Source organism: Nocardioides sp. 616, assembly GCF_002930065.1.
In the GTDB taxonomy this organism is placed as follows: domain Bacteria; phylum Actinomycetota; class Actinomycetes; order Propionibacteriales; family Nocardioidaceae; genus Nocardioides; species Nocardioides houyundeii.
Genome location: NZ_POAG01000017.1, coordinates 439,261 through 455,555 on the forward strand (window position 1 = coordinate 439,261; position 16,295 = coordinate 455,555).

General features: G+C 71.2%; 17 protein-coding genes and 1 pseudogene. 10 read left to right on the forward strand and 8 right to left on the reverse strand.

Going from position 1 to position 16,295, the window contains the following annotated elements; translation table 11 throughout:
• Positions 1 to 411: Rieske (2Fe-2S) protein (locus C5H89_RS08530; protein ID WP_205304930.1), on the reverse strand; the 411-nt coding region annotated here is incomplete at its 3' end.
• Positions 408 to 3,290, reverse strand: coding sequence for an excinuclease ABC subunit UvrA (gene uvrA, locus C5H89_RS08535; RefSeq protein WP_104106573.1), 2,883 nt, complete (start codon positions 3,288 to 3,290; stop codon positions 408 to 410). The genes uvrA and C5H89_RS08530, both read right to left, overlap by 4 nt.
• Before the next feature lie 76 nt (positions 3,291 to 3,366).
• Between uvrA and C5H89_RS08540 the strand changes: the two genes are divergently transcribed.
• The 5 genes and pseudogenes from C5H89_RS08540 (at position 3,367) to C5H89_RS08555 (ending at position 6,130) form a co-directional block, all read left to right on the forward strand.
• Positions 3,367 to 4,056, forward strand: a complete 690-nt coding sequence (locus C5H89_RS08540; RefSeq protein ID WP_162799288.1) for a maleylpyruvate isomerase family mycothiol-dependent enzyme — start codon at positions 3,367 to 3,369, stop codon at positions 4,054 to 4,056.
• Positions 4,057 to 4,088: 32 nt separating this feature from the next.
• Positions 4,089 to 4,784, forward strand: coding sequence for an MBL fold metallo-hydrolase (locus tag C5H89_RS08545; RefSeq protein WP_162799289.1), 696 nt, complete (start codon positions 4,089 to 4,091; stop codon positions 4,782 to 4,784).
• Between the two features lie 31 nt (positions 4,785 to 4,815).
• A pseudogene (gene trxA / locus C5H89_RS19110) lies at positions 4,816 to 5,169 on the forward strand (thioredoxin); the annotation flags it as partial.
• Positions 5,146 to 5,475 carry a rhodanese-like domain-containing protein gene (locus tag C5H89_RS19360; protein WP_240181799.1) on the forward strand — a complete coding sequence of 110 codons (330 nt, stop codon included), beginning with the start codon at positions 5,146 to 5,148 and terminating at the stop codon, positions 5,473 to 5,475. The pseudogene trxA and the gene C5H89_RS19360, both read left to right, overlap by 24 nt.
• Before the next feature lie 25 nt (positions 5,476 to 5,500).
• A complete protein-coding gene (locus tag C5H89_RS08555; RefSeq protein WP_162799290.1) occupies positions 5,501 to 6,130 on the forward strand; it encodes a sulfotransferase family 2 domain-containing protein in 630 nt (209 codons plus the stop codon).
• Here the strand turns inward: C5H89_RS08555 and C5H89_RS08560 are convergent.
• From C5H89_RS08560 to C5H89_RS08570, 3 genes are read right to left on the reverse strand one after another with little or no spacing between them, the layout of a single operon-like run.
• Complete coding sequence (locus tag C5H89_RS08560; RefSeq protein WP_104106576.1) at positions 6,115 to 6,771, reverse strand: flavin reductase family protein; 657 nt, start codon at positions 6,769 to 6,771, stop codon at positions 6,115 to 6,117. The genes C5H89_RS08555 and C5H89_RS08560 overlap by 16 nt on opposite strands.
• Entirely contained in the window at positions 6,707 to 8,317 is a 1,611-nt protein-coding gene (locus C5H89_RS08565) for a potassium/proton antiporter (RefSeq protein WP_104106577.1), read from the reverse strand. Before C5H89_RS08565 ends, C5H89_RS08560 begins: the two co-directional genes overlap by 65 nt.
• 3 nt (positions 8,318 to 8,320) lie before the next feature.
• Positions 8,321 to 8,746: a hypothetical protein gene (locus tag C5H89_RS08570; RefSeq protein WP_104106578.1), complete on the reverse strand. Its 426-nt coding sequence runs from the start codon at positions 8,744 to 8,746 to the stop codon at positions 8,321 to 8,323.
• 103 nt (positions 8,747 to 8,849) lie between these two features.
• Between C5H89_RS08570 and C5H89_RS08575 the strand changes: the two genes are divergently transcribed.
• Genes C5H89_RS08575 through C5H89_RS08590 form a run of 4 tightly spaced genes read left to right on the forward strand, consistent with a single transcriptional unit; the run spans position 8,850 to position 12,482 of the window.
• The gene (locus C5H89_RS08575) at positions 8,850 to 9,815 is read left to right on the forward strand and encodes a sensor histidine kinase (RefSeq protein WP_104106855.1); all 966 of its coding nucleotides are present in this window, start codon (positions 8,850 to 8,852) and stop codon (positions 9,813 to 9,815) included.
• Positions 9,812 to 10,501 carry a response regulator transcription factor gene (locus tag C5H89_RS08580; protein WP_104106579.1) on the forward strand — a complete coding sequence of 230 codons (690 nt, stop codon included), beginning with the start codon at positions 9,812 to 9,814 and terminating at the stop codon, positions 10,499 to 10,501. Before C5H89_RS08575 ends, C5H89_RS08580 begins: the two co-directional genes overlap by 4 nt.
• Before the next feature lie 22 nt (positions 10,502 to 10,523).
• A complete protein-coding gene (locus tag C5H89_RS08585) occupies positions 10,524 to 11,762 on the forward strand; it encodes an alpha/beta hydrolase (protein ID WP_104106580.1) in 1,239 nt (412 codons plus the stop codon).
• A gap of 33 nt (positions 11,763 to 11,795) precedes the next feature.
• A complete protein-coding gene (locus C5H89_RS08590) occupies positions 11,796 to 12,482 on the forward strand; it encodes a class I SAM-dependent methyltransferase (RefSeq protein WP_240181775.1) in 687 nt (228 codons plus the stop codon).
• Here C5H89_RS08590 and C5H89_RS08595 read toward each other — a convergent pair.
• The 3 genes from C5H89_RS08595 to C5H89_RS08605 are packed head-to-tail and all read right to left on the reverse strand — an operon-like array spanning position 12,447 to position 15,517.
• Complete coding sequence (locus tag C5H89_RS08595) at positions 12,447 to 13,550, reverse strand: prenyltransferase (protein WP_104106581.1); 1,104 nt, start codon at positions 13,548 to 13,550, stop codon at positions 12,447 to 12,449. The genes C5H89_RS08590 and C5H89_RS08595 overlap by 36 nt on opposite strands.
• On the reverse strand, positions 13,540 to 14,259 hold the full coding sequence (locus tag C5H89_RS08600) for a methyltransferase domain-containing protein (RefSeq protein WP_104106582.1): 720 nt from the start codon (positions 14,257 to 14,259) through the stop codon (positions 13,540 to 13,542). The genes C5H89_RS08595 and C5H89_RS08600 overlap by 11 nt, the downstream gene beginning before the upstream one ends.
• Entirely contained in the window at positions 14,246 to 15,517 is a 1,272-nt protein-coding gene (locus tag C5H89_RS08605) for a glycosyltransferase family 4 protein (RefSeq protein WP_240181776.1), read from the reverse strand. The genes C5H89_RS08600 and C5H89_RS08605 overlap by 14 nt, the downstream gene beginning before the upstream one ends.
• A gap of 173 nt (positions 15,518 to 15,690) precedes the next feature.
• Between C5H89_RS08605 and C5H89_RS08610 the strand changes: the two genes are divergently transcribed.
• Entirely contained in the window at positions 15,691 to 16,284 is a 594-nt protein-coding gene (locus C5H89_RS08610) for a TetR family transcriptional regulator (protein ID WP_104106583.1), read from the forward strand.
• Positions 16,285 to 16,295: the final 11 nt, after the last annotated feature.

Genomic DNA, 16,295 nt, shown 5'->3' on the forward strand with positions numbered 1-16,295 from the left:
CGGGACCTCGGTCAGCGGGCTGGTCGCCGGCCCCTCGAGCACCGAGCCGTCCTCGAGGGAGAAGGCGCTGCCGTGGCACCGGCACGGGATCTCGCCCTCGGAGCTCGAGCTCACCAGGCATCCCTGGTGCGTGCAGACCGCGCTGAAGCACTTGAACTCGCCCTCGGCGGGCTGGGCGACCACGAGCTTGAGGTCCGGGTAGACGGCACAGGCGCCGACCCCGATGTCCGCGGTCGAGGCGACCGCCACCCCGCTGGGCGGCGCCTCGTCCGGCACGGCGGTGTGGTCCTCCGCGGTGTCGTCGCCGTCCCCGCCGCAGGCACTGAGCAGCGGGATGCCGATCCCGGTCAGGGCGGCCCCGGCGAGGGCGGCGCGTCGGCTCGGTCCGTCGATGTTGGTTCGGGGGTTCACTTTTGACTCCTGGGGGCGATGGGCGAGAGGTGCGTTCTCCCGGCGAGGATAGGGGCCAGGAACCTGCCGGTGTGGCTCTCGGGGACGGCCGCGACCTGCTCCGGCGTGCCCGTGGCCACTACGGTGCCGCCGCGCGAGCCCCCTTCGGGGCCCATGTCGATCAGCCAGTCCGCGGTCTTGATGACGTCGAGGTTGTGCTCGATGACCAGCACCGTGTTGCCCTGGTCCACCAGCCGACCCAGCACGCCCAGGAGCTTGCGGATGTCCTCGAAGTGCAGTCCGGTGGTCGGCTCGTCCAGCACGTAGACGGTGCGTCCGGTGGACCTCTTCTGCAGCTCGCTGGCCAGCTTGACGCGCTGCGCCTCGCCACCGGACAGGGTGGTCGCGGGCTGTCCCAGCCGGACGTAGCCCAGCCCGACCTCCGTCAGTGTCTTCATGTGCCGCGCGATCGCGGGCACGGCGCTGAAGAACTCCGCGGCCTCCTCGATCGGCATGTCGAGCACCTCCGCGATGGTCTTGCCCTTGAAGTGCACCTCGAGCGTCTCGCGGTTGTACCGGGCCCCGTGGCAGACCTCGCAGGGGACGTAGACGTCGGGCAGGAAGTTCATCTCGATCTTGAGCGTGCCGTCGCCCTGGCAGGCCTCGCAGCGGCCGCCCTTGACGTTGAAGGAGAAGCGACCCTGGAGGTAGCCGCGCATCTTCGCCTCGGGCGTCTGGGCGAAGAGCTTGCGGACGTGGTCGAAGACGCCGGTGTACGTCGCCGGGTTGCTGCGCGGGGTCCGGCCGATGGGCGACTGGTCGACGTGGATGACCTTGTCGACCTGGTCCACCCCGGTGATGGTGCGGTGCCGACCGGGCACGGTCCGGGCACGGTGGAGCTGCTTGGCCAGGGAGGTGTACAGGATGTCGTTGACCAGGGTCGACTTGCCGGAGCCGGACACCCCGGTGACCGCGACCAGCATGCCGAGCGGGAACGCGACGTCGATGCCGTCGAGGTTGTTCTCCTTGGCCCCCTTGACGACGAGCTCGCGGCCCTTGGTGCGCGGACGGCGGAGCTCGGGGATCGGGATCTCGCGCCGGCCGGAGAGGTACTGGCCGGTGATGGAGTCGGGGTGCTCGTAGAGACCCTGGACGTCACCGGAGTGGATGACCTGGCCGCCGTGCTCGCCGGCGCCGGGCCCGATGTCGACGACCCAGTCCGCCACCCGGATGGTGTCCTCGTCGTGCTCGACGACGATCAGGGTGTTTCCCAGGTCGCGCAGCCGCACCAAGGTCTCGATGAGGCGCTGGTTGTCGCGCTGGTGCAGCCCGATCGAGGGCTCGTCCAGCACGTAGAGCACGCCCACCAGTCCCGCCCCGATCTGGGTGGCGAGACGGATGCGCTGAGCCTCCCCGCCCGACAGCGACCCCGACGGGCGGTCCAGCGAGAGGTAGTCCAGGCCCACGTCGAGCAGGAAGTTGAGGCGCTCCAGGATCTCCTTGAGCACCCGCTCGGCGATCTGCTTCTCACGCGGCGACAGCTCGATGTCGCGCAGGAACTCCGCGCACTCGTTGATCGGCAGCGCGCAGACCTCGGCGATCGAGCGGCCACCCAGGGTCACCGCCATCGAGACGGGCTTGAGCCGGCTGCCGCCACAGGTGGGGCAGGCCACCTCGCGCATGAAGCCCTCGAACCGCTCCCTGCTGGTGTCGGTCTCGGCCTCGCGGTGACGACGCTCGATGTAGCCGCGCACGCCCTCGAACTCGGCGTAGTAGGAGCGCTGACGCCCGTAGCGGTTGCGGGTGACCACGTGCACCTTGGTGGAGTGCCCCTCGAGCAGGGCCTTGCGAGCCTTGGCCGGGAGCTTCTCCCACGGGGTGTTCAGGTCGAAGCCGAGCTCGTCGCCCAGCGCCCCCATCAGCCGCAGGAAGTAGTCGGCGACGTGGGCTCCGGTCCAGGGCTGGATCGCACCCTCGCCGAGGGTGGCTTGGGGGTCGGGGACGACCAGCTCGGGGTCGATCTCCATCTTGGTGCCGATGCCGTGGCAGGCCGGGCAGGCGCCGAACGGGGAGTTGAAGGAGAAGGACCGCGGCTCCAGCTCGTCGTGGTCGATCGGGTGGTCGTTGGGGCACGACATCCGCTCGGAGAACCGGACCTCGCGTCCCGGGTCCTTCTCGTCGAGGTCGACGAAGTCCAGGATCACCTGGCCGTCCGCCAGCGAGAGCGCGGTCTCGATCGAGTCGGTGAGCCGCCTCTTGGCGGACTCCTTGACCGAGAGCCGGTCGACCACCACCTCGATCGTGTGCTTCTTCTGCTTGTCGAGCTTCGGCGGGTCGTCCAGGGCGTGCGTCACGCCATCGGTCCGGGCCCGGCTGAAGCCCTGGGTCTGGAGCGAGCGGTACTGCTCGACGTACTCCCCCTTGCGGCCCCGGACCACCGGGGCCAGCACCTGGAACCGGCGCCCCTCCTCCATCTCGAGGACCTGGTCCACGATCTTCTGCGGGGTCTGACGCTCGATCGGAGCCCCGCAGGTGGGGCAGTGCGGACGGCCGGCGCGGGCGTAGAGCAGTCGCAGGTAGTCGTAGACCTCGGTGATGGTGCCGACCGTGGAGCGCGGGTTCTTCGAGGTCGACTTCTGGTCGATCGAGACCGCGGGCGACAGACCCTCGATGAAGTCGACGTCCGGCTTGTCCATCTGCCCCAGGAACTGGCGCGCGTAGGCCGACAGCGACTCCACGTAGCGGCGCTGTCCCTCGGCGAAGATGGTGTCGAACGCCAGCGAGGACTTGCCGGAGCCGGAGAGCCCGGTGAAGACGATGAGGGCGTCTCGCGGCAGGTCGAGCGAGACATCCTTGAGGTTGTGCTCCCGGGCTCCCCGGATGATGAGCTGGTCAGTCACAGATTTCCTCAACACGTTGTTCGAACACGTGTTCGCCATGGTAGCAAGCCGGGGCAAGTACGCTTCAATGGCGGTCATGGATCCTCTAGACCTGCTGGCCGAGGCCACCAACGCGCTGGTGCGCAGCGTCGACGGCCTGGACGCCGACGCCCTGGGGGCACCGAGCGCCCTGCCCGGGTGGTCCCGGGGGCACGTGGTGGCGCACCTGGCCCTGAACGCCGAGGGGCTGACCAGGGCCCTGGTGGGCGTCGTCGAGGGCTCGGACGTCCCTCAGTACGACTCCAGCGCCGCCCGTGCGGCCGACATCGAGGAGCTTGCCGGGGCGCCCGAGGACGAGCTCCGCGCCAGGTTCCTGGCCAGCTGCACGCGGCTGGCGAAGGCGACGGCGGCGCTGCAGGAGGGGCACTTGGACGCGACCGTGCGACGCACCGCGTCCGGCCGCCGCACCTTCGGCGCCCGCAGCGTTCCGGGACGACGTCTGGTCGAGGTGGCGGTCCACCACGTGGACCTCGACGTCGGCCACCGCCGCACCGACTGGCCCGTGCAGACCGCCGGCGCCCTGGTCGACTCCCTGGTGCCGGACCTGGGGGCACTGGGACCACTGACGCTCCAGGGGCTGGACGCCGAGCGGACCTGGCGCCTCGGCGGCACCGACGGCCCGATCGTCCAGGGCACCACCGCCGATCTCGCCTGGTGGCTCACCGGGCGAGGCGCCGACGGCCTCGTCACCGACTCCCCGCCCCTTCCCGACGTGCCGGCTCGCTGAGACCGGCCCTCCCCCACCTCCAGGAGCACGACGTGAACGAGCACGACCCGAACGACGGCGACTACACCGGGCAGGTCCGGCCCGGTGGTCCCGCCCAGACTCGCGAGCTGACGGCGCTGAGCATCACCAAGGTCGCGGTCGACGAGCAGATGAGCAACAACTGCTACCTGCTGCGGTGCCGTGAGACCGGAGCCCAGGTCCTGATCGACGCGGCCGCCGAGGCGCCCCGTCTGCTCGACCTGATCGCACCGTCCGGACTGGACGCCGTCGTCACCACGCACCAGCACTGGGACCACCACCGGGCGCTCGCCGACGTCGTGGCGGCGCACGCTGCCACGGTCGTCGCCGGTGCCCCGGACGCGGACGCGGTCACCGAGCAGACCGGCGTGACCGTGGACCGCCGGGTGGGCCAAGGTGACACGGTCGCGGTGGGGTCCTGCACCCTGCAGGTGATCGCGGTGGCCGGCCACACCCCGGGCTCGATCTGCCTGCTCTACCTGGACCCCGCCGGGCACCCGCACCTCTTCACCGGGGACAGCCTCTTCCCGGGCGGGGTGGGCAACACCTTCGGTGACTCGGACGCCTTCGCCCAGCTCATCGACGAGGTGGAGACCAAGATCTTCGCCGAGCTGCCCGACGAGACCTGGTTCTACCCCGGTCACGGGGACGACGGCCTGCTCGGCCAGGAGCGGCCGCAGCTGGCGCACTGGCGCGAGAGAGGCTGGTGAGCCGTCAGCGGGCCTGGGTTAGGTTCGAGGCATGACGACCGTTGAGCTGACCGCAGCGACCTTCGAGAGCACCGTGACCGCCCCGGGCATCGTGCTCGTGGACTTCTGGGCGGAGTGGTGCGGACCGTGCCGTCAGTTCGCCCCGATCTTCGACGCGGCCTCGACCGAGCACCCCGACATCGTGTTCGGCAAGGTCGACACCGAGTCCGAGAGGGACCTGGCCGCGATGGCCCAGATCACCTCGATCCCCACCCTGATGGCCTTCCGCGACGGCATCCTGGTGTTCTCCCAGCCTGGGGCCCTGCCCCCCGCCACGCTGGCCCAGCTGATCTCCCAGCTCCGCGAGCTGGACATGGACGAGGTGCGGCGCCAGCTGGACGAGGCCGACGACGGCGAGCTGGACCTCGACACCTTCGCCGCGCAGCACGCGGCCGGCGGGTTCGTCCTGGACGTCCGCGAGGACGAGGAGTATGCCGCCGGCCACGTTCCCGGCGCCCACCACGTCCCGATGTCCGAGGTGCCGAACCGCCTCGACGAGCTCCCCAGGGACCGACCCGTGCTGGTCATCTGCCAGAGCGGTAGCCGCAGCCGGAACGTGGTGGAGTTCCTCACCTCCCAAGGGATCGAGGCGCTCAACGTGGCTGAGGGCACTGGCGGCTGGGCCCGTCGCGGCTGGCCCTTGGAGCGCTGAGCCCGGCCTGCTCTAACCTGCTCTGGTGCTCATCTCCGACGCTCACCGCCTGCTGTTCATCCACGTCCCCAAGACCGGCGGGGTGACCGTGGAGACCGTGGTGCGCGAAGGCGTCGACGACCTCCGCGACCTGGGCCCGCGACGCCACCCCAGGCTGCGCTGGGTGCTGACCCAGGAGCCCGGCCTCGCCGACTACTGGACGTTCGGCTTCGTGCGCAACCCGTGGAGCCGGATGGTCTCCTGGTGGTCGATGATCGATCGCTGGAACCGACGCCTCGGCCCCGCCTCGGGCAAGCCCCAGGTGGAGCACGACGGGCCCCGGGGCGGCAACCCGCTCTGGCGCGCGGTCGCCCAGTACGACGGCTTCGAGGAGTTCATCCTGCGCGGCACCGAGGAGCTCCCCCGCCTCGCCACCCCGCAGATCTCCTTCCTGCAGACCCGTGGCCGCAAGGCCGACTTCATCGGTCGCACCGAGCGTCTGGCCACCGACATCGCGGTGGTGCAGGAGCGGCTGGGCCTGCCGGTGGCCGAGCCCCCTCGTCGCAACAGCTGGTCCAAGGGGCCCTGGCAGGACTACTACGACGACCGGACCCGGCGGCGCATCGCCGAGGTGTACGAGCGAGACGTGCGCGAGTTCGGCTACGCGTTCGACTGATCCAGCGACTGATCCGGGCAGCCGGTGGACCCGTAGCCGCCCCGGAAGAACAGCAGCCCCTCCCCGGCGTCGTCGGCGACCACATGGTGCACCCGCCCGATGACGACGTCGTGGTCGCCCGCGTGGTGCACGTCCTGGATCGTGCAGTCCAGGTGCGCCAGCACCCCGGCCAGCACGGGCGACCCGGTCTGGAGGGACGGGGACCACCGGACCCGGGCGAATTTGTCGATGCCCCGCGTGGCCATGGTGTTGGACACCTCCGCCTGGTCGGCGGCCAGCACGTTGACGCAGAACGCGCCGGAGCGGCGGATCAGCGGCCACGCGGTGGTGCTCCGCGAAGGACAGAACAGCACCAGCGGCGGGTCCAGCGAGACGCTCGTGAAGCTCTGGCAGGTCATCCCGACAGGCACCCCGTCGTTCAGCGACGTCACCACGGTGACTCCGGAGGCGAACCGACCCAGCACGTCTCGGAACTCTCGGGAGGAGAAGCCCGGAGGCTGCTCCCGGAACGCCGCGTGGTCCCCCACCTGCGCCGGGAGCCCGAGCTCCCCATCACCGAGCCAGCCCTCGATCAGGTCAGGGCTGGGCCGGGTCGTGGGCCCGTGCTGGTGCCCGGACGCGCCGCGCTGCTGGTCGGTCATCTGACCATTCTCCCCCGTGGCCGGTGCCGGGCCGAAGACCGGCGTCCCGCCGGGGTGCCGGGCTCACCTGCGCGGGACCGGCGTACCAGACGGCCAGCCGGCCGTGCTCGCTGATGGCCTGCAGCCGCTGCTCGGTGGCCTCCCGCACGTCCTCTGGCACCACCAGCAGCAGGTGGTCTCCCGGACGCAGCGACGTGTGTCTGTCCGGCACCGCGATGGAGCCGTCGCGGGAGACCAGGGCCAGCACGGCCCTGGCGGGCAGCCGCAGGTCGTCGGCGAACACCCCGGCCAGCCGGGACCGCGGCGGCACCACGAACTGCACCAGGCTGGCGTCCAGGTCCTCCAGCGGCGCCGACTCGACCTCCACGTCGCGCCCGCGCTCCACCACCACTGACGTGCGCCTCGCCAGCCAGGGCAGCAACGGAGCCTGGATCAGCACGAAGGCGGTGACCAGCAGGAAGACCACGTCGAAGATCATGGTCGCGGACGACAGCCCCTCCGTGATCGGGATGGTGGCCAGCACGATGGGCACCGCACCGCGCAGTCCCGCCCAGGAGATGAAGACCTGGTGACGCCAGGGCACCCGCCACCACACGGCGCACGCCATCACCGACAGCGGTCGCGCCACGAAGGTCAGTCCGATCCCGACGATCGCGGCCGGCACCACCGCGTCGAGCAGGCGTCCCGGGCTGGCCAGCAGCCCGAGCAGGACGAAGAGCCCGATCTGCGCCAGCCACCCGAGCCCGTCGGCGAAGCCGGCGGTCGCCTGGCGGTGGGGCAGCTTGGCGTTGCCGAGCCACAACCCGGCCACGTAGATGGCCATCAGCCCGCTGGCCCCGGCCAGTCCCGCCACCGCGAAGGCCAGGAACATGATCGCGAACGTGGCCAGCGGGTAGAGCCCCGCGGCCGGCAGCGCGCTGTGGGCGAGCAGCACCTGCCCGAGCTTGGCGACCGCCAGGCCCACCAGCACCCCCACGACCAGCTGGTAGCCGATCAGCCCCGCGATCTGGAGACCGCTGGCGGTGTGCCAGGCGTCGCTGGCCACCACGGTCACCAGGATGATCACCGGCGGGTCGTTGAAGCCCGACTCCGCCTCCAGCGTGGCCCGGATGCGCGGGCGAACCGGCAGCCGCCGCATGATCGAGAAGGTCGCCGCCGCGTCGGTCGACCCCACGACGGCGCCGAGCAGCAGCGCGGTCCTGGGCTCGACGTCGAGCGCGAGGTACGCGATCCCGGCGGTCACCGTCACGCTGAGGGCGACACCGAGCGTGGCCAGCAGTGCGGACAGCCCGACCACGGGGCGGATCACGTCCCACCGGGTGCTGAAGCCGCCCTCGGCCAGGATCACCGCCAGCGCCAGGGTGCTGAGCACCATCGTCAGGTCGACGTCCTCGAACTGGATGCCGAGGCCGGCCTCACCCAGGGCGAGGCCGATGGCCAGGTAGAGGAGCAGGCTCGGCAGGCCCGCGCGGGCCGAGACCCGCACCGCGGCGACCCCGGTCAGCAGCACCAGGCTGGCGGTGAGGATCCCCAGGTCGAGGTCCATCCGCTAGCTGGTCCCGCGGTCCTGCACCAGGCGGCGCAGCTCGGTGGTGACCTCGACCTCGGCGGTGGTGACAGTGACGTGCTCCACCCGTACGCCGGGGACGAGCTGCTCCTCCTCCCAGCCCAGGTCGTCGCCGAGCCCGGGCAGCGCAGGCACGGTCCGCGTCGTGACCAGTCGCCGCAGGCGGTCCTCGACGGCGTCGGCGACGGTGGCCGCCAGCGCTTCGGGGTTGCGGGTGCGTGGCCCCTCCCAGGAGTACTCCACCTGCACGTGTGCGGTCACGCCGTCCGTGGTGGTGGCGGTGACGACAGCCCACTGGTGCCGGGCACCGGTGTCGACCGCGACGCGCGGACGCATCCTCGTCAACCAGGTGCCGACTGCCAGCGCGAGCGCCACGGGGACCAGCACGTACCAGATGTCAGGCTCCATGGTTCGAGCATGGCCGACCGTGAGGGAAGAACCCATGGGGTCCTGCACCCATTCGCCGGCCCCTGCGTCGACAGGGTCGACAGGGTCTAGCAGGGTGGTGACCATGTCACCCACCCGCGGTCTCTCGCTCTCCTCCCGGGTGATCGCGAGCAACGGCGTCGTGTTCCTCCTGGGCACCGCGGTGCTCGCGTTCTCCCCAGCGACCGTCTCGCGCCAGCCCGTGATCTCCGAGCTCGTCGTCCTCCTGGTGGGACTGGGCATCATGATCGTGGCCAACTCGTTCCTGGTCCGGGTCGCCCTCACTCCGCTGGACCGGCTGGTGACGCAGCTGGACCAGGTCAGGTCCAACGAGCCGCTGGCCCGGGTCTCCGACCCCGGCGGTGGCCTGGCGCACCGCCTCTCGCTCGCGGTCAACGACCTGCTCGACCGCATCGAGGCCGGACAGCGGCAGAACGCGGTCTCCGCCCTGGCGGCCCAGGAGGCCGAGCGGAGCCGGATCGCCCAGGAGCTGCACGACGGCGTCGGCCAGTCGCTCACCGCGGTGCTGCTGGAGCTCGGAGCGCTCTCGGGTCCGGGTCACGCCCCCGCAGAGCCTGCCCTGGCGCGCCTCCGCGAAGGGGTGCGCGCCAGCCTCGACGAGGTGCGCTCGGTGGCGCGCCATCTCCGGCCGCACGTGCTGGAGGACCTCGGGCTGCGCAGCGCGCTCGCGGCCCTGACCAACGACCTGTTCACCACCGGCGACGTGCTGGTCCGGCGCGGCATCCTGCCGGGTCTGCCCGCCCTGCCGGACGACGTCGAGCTGGTGGTGTTCCGGGTGGCGCAGGAGGCGCTGACCAACGTCGCGCGGCACGCCCGGGCTCGCACCGTGGAGCTCGCCCTGAGCACCGTGGGTGCGCAGCTGGTCCTCGTGGTCGCCGACGACGGACGCGGCCTCCCGCCCGGCGCCGCGGGGACCGGGCTGCGTGGCATGCACGAGCGGGCCGCCCTCATCGGCGCCCGACTCCACGTCGGCCGCCGCGACGGCGGCGGCACCGTCGTCGAGCTCCGCGTGCCCCTGGAGCGGCCATGACCACGACCACGAGCACGACCACGAGCACGGTCACGAGTACCGGAGCCCGGGTGCTGTTGGCCGACGACCATGCCCTGGTGCGCCGCGGCGTGCGCCTGATCCTGGACAACGAGCCGGACCTGCAGGTGGTCGCCGAGGCCGCAGACGGGGCCGAGGCGGTCCAGCTGGTCCGGGACGTGGCGGTGGACCTGGCCATCCTGGACGTGGCGATGCCCCGGATGACGGGGCTGCAGGCCGCGCGGGAGATCTCCCGGCGGGCCGACCCTCCCAAGATCCTGATGCTCTCGATGCACGACAACGAGCAGTACTTCTTCGAGTCGCTGGGGGTGGGCGCGTGCGGCTACGTGCTGAAGTCGGTGGCCGACCGCGACCTGGTGGATGCCTGCCGCGCGGCACTGCGAGGGGAGTCGTTCCTCTACCCAGGAGCCGAGAGCGCGCTGGTCCGGGACTACCTGGAGGGGCTGGCGCGTGGCGAGCGGCTGCCCCGCGCCGTGCTCACCCCACGCGAGGACGAGCTGGTCAAGCTGATCGCCGAGGGGTTCTCCTCCCGCGAGATCGCCAGGATGCTGACCATCAGCATCCGCACCGTGGAGCGGCACCGGGAGAACATCCTGGCCAAGCTGGGGATGCGCGACCGCACCGAGATCACCCGCTACGCGATCCGGGTGGGCCTGATCGAGCCCTGAGGCGCTGACTAGCATCGAGCCCATGAGCTTCTTCGGCCGTCAGGTCGTCATCGCCGCCCTCACGGCCAACGCGCTGCGTCCCCTGCGCAGCTTCCGCTCAGGGGTGATCTCCTTCCTGCTCGGCTTCGTCAGCACCGAGCTGGCTCCGCAGCTGCTGGTGGCCACCTCGCTGGACGCCGCGGCCCACCTGCCGCCGCGTCGCCGCCACGTCCCGGGACTGGTGCTGGCGTGCTTCTCGATGCTCGGAATGGGCTGGTTGGTGAGGCAGAGCCGCCGCTCGCGGGTGCTGCTGGAGGATGCCCTGGTCCAGGGACTGGGCGCGGAGAGCACGGAGCAGCTCGACGCCCCCACGCCGGCGGAGCGCGCCACCCGGTGGCGCCGGTTCCTCAACCCCTTCGGCCTGCGCGACGCGCGGGTGTCGGTGCAGCGGGACGTCGCCTACTCCGAGGGCGGTCGCCGCGCCCGGCTCGACATCTACCGACCGGCCCAGGGCGAAGGGCTGGAGCACGCACCGGTCCTGGTCCAGGTGCACGGCGGGGGCTGGACCGTGGGACAGAAGGAGCACCAGGCACTCCCACTGATGCACTACCTCGCGGCCCAGGGCTGGGTCTGCGTCGCGGTCAACTACCGGCTCGCCCCACGGCACCCGTTCCCAGCCCAGATCATCGACGTGAAGCGCGCCATCGCCTGGGTCAAGGAGCACATCGCCGAGTACGGCGGGGACCCCGACTACGTCGTGATCACCGGCGGGTCGGCGGGGGGCCACCTGGCGGCACTGGCCGCCCTCACCCCGGGCGACCCGGCGTACCAGCCGGGGTTCGAGGACAGCGACACCTCGGTGCAGGCGTGCGTGCCGGTGTACGGCGTCTACGACTTCGCCGGCGCGACGGGGCTGCGCAGCGCGACGCAGATGCGCGACCTGTTCCTGGCACCACGGGTGCTGCGGAAGCGGTGGCGCGACGCACCGGAGGAGTTCGAGGCTGCCTCACCGATCCTGCGCGTCACGCCGGAGGCGCCCGACTTCTTCGTCCTGCACGGCACCCACGACACCCTGGTCGACGTCAACCAGGCACGCCTCTTCGTCGCCGAGCTGCGGCGCACCTCGCGCGCCTCCGTGGTCTACGCCGAGCTTCCGGGGACCCAGCACGCCTTCGACTTCTTCCACTCGATCCGCTCCGGGTACATGGTCTCCACAGTCGGCCGCTACCTCACCTGGCACTGGAACCGGCATCGCGAGGGACTCGACGTCGAGGTCTCGTGAGCGACGTCCGCGGCACGGACTAGGGTTCCGTCCGTGCCCGACAACCTCTCCCCCGGCCTCGACACCCAGCTGCCGGAGGACCTGGCCGCCCTGATCCGGGCGACCAAGGGCTTCATGCCCGAGGACGAGGGCCTGCTCCTGCACCGGGTGGCCCGCGCCCAGCTGCCCCACGGCCCGGCGCTGGAGATCGGCACCTACTGCGGCAAGTCCGCGCTCTACCTCGGTGCGGCGGCGCGTGAGGTGGGGGGCACCGTGTTCACCGTGGACCACCACCACGGCAGCGAGGAGAACCAGGCCGGGTGGGAGCACCACGACCGCGAGCTCGTCGACCCGCGCACCGGCCGGATGGACACGCTGCCGTTCTTCCGGCACACCATCGAGCGCGCCGGCCTGGAGGACCAGGTGGTGGCGGTCGTGGGCACCTCGGTGACCGTCGCGCGGCACTGGCGGACCCCGCTGTCGCTGCTCTTCATCGACGGCGGCCACGCCGAGGAGCACGCGCAGAACGACTACACCGGCTGGGCGAACTGGGTCCAGGCCGGCGGTCTGCTGGTGATCCACGACGTGTTCCCGGACCCCGCCGACGGCGGGCAGCCGCCGTACCACGTCTTCCAGCGGGCGCTGGCCGGCGGAGCCTTCACCGAGGTCGAGGCCCTGGGCTCCATGCGCGTGCTGCGCAGGACCTCAGGTGACGCGGGCGCGCCCGAGGGAGCTGGCTGAGCCGCAACCGCACTCCAGGGCTATCTCGGAGAAGTCGGGCAGGCTCGTGCCGCGCATGATGTCGGAGCCGGCGGTGGCGCCGGAGAGCTGGTCCGCGGCCAGGATCACCGCGGCCGCGGTGTAGGTCGTGTGCTCCGCGGGCCAGTTGACCTCGTCGGGGTAGACGTAGCCGGTCCAGTAGCGACCCTGGTCCGACCGGAGGTGCTGCATGTCGGCGAAGAGCCGGGTGGCCCGCTCGCGCTGCCCGATGGCGTCCAGGGCCATCACCAGCTCGCAGGTCTCCGCCCCGGTCACCCAGGGGTTGGTGGAGACGCACAGGATGCCGAGGTCGGGGACCACGAACGTGTCCCACCGGTCCTCCACCAGCCGGGCCGCCGCCGGTCCACGCACCGCACCGCCCAGGATCGGGTAGTACCAGTCCATGGAGTAGCGGGACTTGTCCAGGAATTCGTCACGGTGCTCGCGCAGAGCGTGCGCGAGCCGGCCACCGGCCAGCTCCCAGCCGGGCTGCGGCTCCCCCATCAGGTCGGCGAGCGCAACCCCGGCGGCGAGCGCCTGGTGGATGCTGGAGGAGCCGGCCACGAGAGCGTCGGCGTTGACCCGTCCGGGCACGCCGTCGTGGTACTCCCTGGACCAGGCGATGCCGCCGAAGGGCAGCTGCAGGGAGACGACCCAGTCGAGGGCGCGCCGCACCGCGGGCCAGTACCGGCGTACGAACTGCAGATCCTGGCGGACCAGCCAGTTGTGCCACACCCCCACTGCCAGGTAGGCGGACATGTTCGTCTCGCCGCTGGCGTCCTCGACCTCTCCGGCCACGATCTTCATCGGCCAGGAGCCGTCGGGACGCTGCAGCTCCAGTGCCCACTCGTAGGCGCGGTCACTGGCCTCTGCCTGGCCGCCGACGAGCAGCGCCATCGCCGCCTCGACGTGGTTCCACACGTCGGTGTGCTCGCCGGTGGTCCACGGGATGGCCCCGCTGGGCTCCTGCATGGCCGCGATCGAGGCCGCCGTCTCGGCGATCTCGTGGGCGCTCAGCACCCCGGGAACGGCAGGAAGATCAGGCAGCATCAGGCTTGGTGAAGTAGAGGACCATGCTCTTGCCGATCACCGGGTCCAGCACCTTGCCGGCGAGCTGCAGCACCTTGGGCTGCTTCATGATCTCCCACACCAGGAGCCGGTGGTAGGCCCGGGCCAGCGGGTGCTGGTCGTTGTCGACGCCCACCGCGCACTTGATCCACCAGTACGGCGAGTGCAGCCCGTGGGCGTAGGAGACACCGTCGTAGCGCATCCCCGCCTTGCTGATCTTGTCGACCAGCTCCTTGTCGGTGTAGATCCGGATGTGACCGCCAGGGGTGTTGTGGTAATCGTCGGAGAGCTTCCAGTTGATGATCTCCGGCAGCCACCGGGGCACCGACACGGCCAGCGTCCCACCGGGACGCAGCACCCGGACCAGCTCCTGGATCGCCTGGATGTCGGCGGGGATGTGCTCCAGCACCTCGGCCGCCACCACGCGGTCGAACTCGCCGTCGCCGAAGGGCAGGGCCAGGGCGTCGCCCTCCTTGACGTCGGCCTCGGCACCGGCCGGCACCTCGCCGGCCTCAGCCATGGCGACGAAGAGGTCGCGGACGCCCGCGAGCTCCTCGGCGTCCTGGTCGAACGCGATCACGTCGCCCCCACGGCGGTACATCTCGAAGGCGTGACGACCGGCGCCACACCCCATGTCCAGGACCCGGTCGCCGGGACGGAGTCCCAGCCTGTCGAAGTCAACGGTCAGCACGGGGCTCTCCCTTGGGTGCCTGCTCGGCACGGTAGTCGGCGATCACTTCTTCGTAGGCCTGCGCGGTGGCGGTCGCCACCGCACGCCAGCTGAACTTCTCCAGGACCCGCCGGCGGCCGGCCTGTCCCATGCGCTCGCGGCGCGCGGGGTCGTCCAGGAGCGCTGCCAGGGCACTCGTGAGCTGTCCCACGTCCCCCGGTGTCACCAGCTGGGCACACTCACCGTCCGGCCCGACGACCTCGGGGATGGCTCCGGCGCGGGAGACCACCAAGGGGGTCGCGCAGGCCATCAGCTCGGCGGTGGGTAGCGAGAACCCCTCGTAGAGCGACGGCACGCAGGCTACCTCGGCCGAGCCCATCACCTCCACCAGCTCGGCGTCCGAGACGCCGCTGATGAACCGGACCGAGTCCTTGATGGCGAGCTTGTCGATGAGCTGCTCGGTGCGTCCTCCCGGCTCGGGGCGGGTCACCAGGAGCAGCTCGAGGTCACGCTCGGTGCGCAGCTTGGCGAACGCCTCGAGCAGAGTGGCGATGCCCTTCATGGGCGCGTCGGCACTGGCCATCGCCAGGATGCGTCCCGGCACCCTGGGCTTGGTCGGCGGGACGAAGATGTCATCCACCCCGAGGAGGATGACCTGCATGCGGGCCGGGTCGACCCCGAAGTCGTGGGCGATGTCGCGCTTGGAGGACTCCGAGGGCGTGAGGATCTTGCGCGCCTGCCGGGCCACCTTGCCCTGCATCCTCAGGAACCCGTACCAGCGGCGCAGCGAGAGCTTCTTGCGGAGCGTGGGCGCCGCGGCCAGGTCGATCCGGCGGTCGAAGGTGATCGGGTGGTGCACCGTGGTGATCAGCGGCAGCCCCATCTTCTCGATGTCCAGCATCCCGTAGCCCAGCACCTGGTTGTCGTGCACCACGTCGAAGTCGGCCACGCGCTCGGCGAGCAGCCGGGCGACCCGGGTGCTGAACGTCTTGGGCTCGGGGAACCCTGCGGTGCACATGGTGAGGAACTCCTCCACGTCCACCAGGTCGCGGAACTCGCCCAGCTTGGGCAGCCGGAACGGGTCGGGCTCCCGGTAGAGGTCCAGCGAGGGGACCTTGGTCAGCGTCACGCCCTCGTCCAGGATCGGGTAGGGCTGGGCGGAGAACACCTCCACCTCATGGCCCTGCGCGACGAGCTCGCGGCTGAGGTGCCGGATGTAGATCCCCTGGCCGCCACAGTGCGGCTTGCTTCTGTAAGACAGCAGTGCAACTCGCAACACGCGGGCCTTCCTGAACTAGTGAAACGTGTTTCTATCACGGCACCCGATTGTTAACCTGTGCAGGACCTAGCAACAGCCGGCTGCCGAAGACTGTTCCACATCGGCGCAGTCGGAAGGGACTCAGGACCCGGCCAGCGGCCCTGCGAGCACGGCCGAGGAGGGGACGGTTGAGCATGTCATCGTCACTGCCCTCACGGCCAGTGCCCGAGGCCCGGCGGCAGCGCGAGCAGCGGATCCTCGACGTGGCCGCCTCGCTGGCCTCCCAGGGCGGCTTCGAGGCGGTGCAGATGCGCACGGTCGCCGACCAGGCCGACGTGGCTCTGGGCACGCTCTACCGCTACTTCCCCTCCAAGATCCACCTGCTGGTCTCGGCGCTGCGCCAGGAGCTGCATCGTGCCGAGGCCACCCTGGCGGAGTCCGCCCCGGTCGGCCCCACCGCCGCCGACCGAGTGGTACAGGTGCTGCGCACCGCCGGCCGGCGGATGCGCCACGACCAGCACCTCGCCGAGGCGCTGGTCCGCGCTTTCATGTTCGCCGACTCCTCCGCGGCCTCCGAGATCGTCGAGGTGGAGGAGCTGCTGACCACCATGGTGGCCCGGGCCATGCACCCCGAGCAGGAGGTCCCCGGCGAGGACTCGCTCGCCGTCGCCAAGGTGATCGCCGACGTGTGGCTCGCCGCTCTCATCGCGTGGGTGACCGGTCGCAGCACGCTGGAGGAAGCCGGCGAGCACATGCGGCGCGCGGTGACGCTGGTGCTCCGCGACTGATCCGGCCCGCG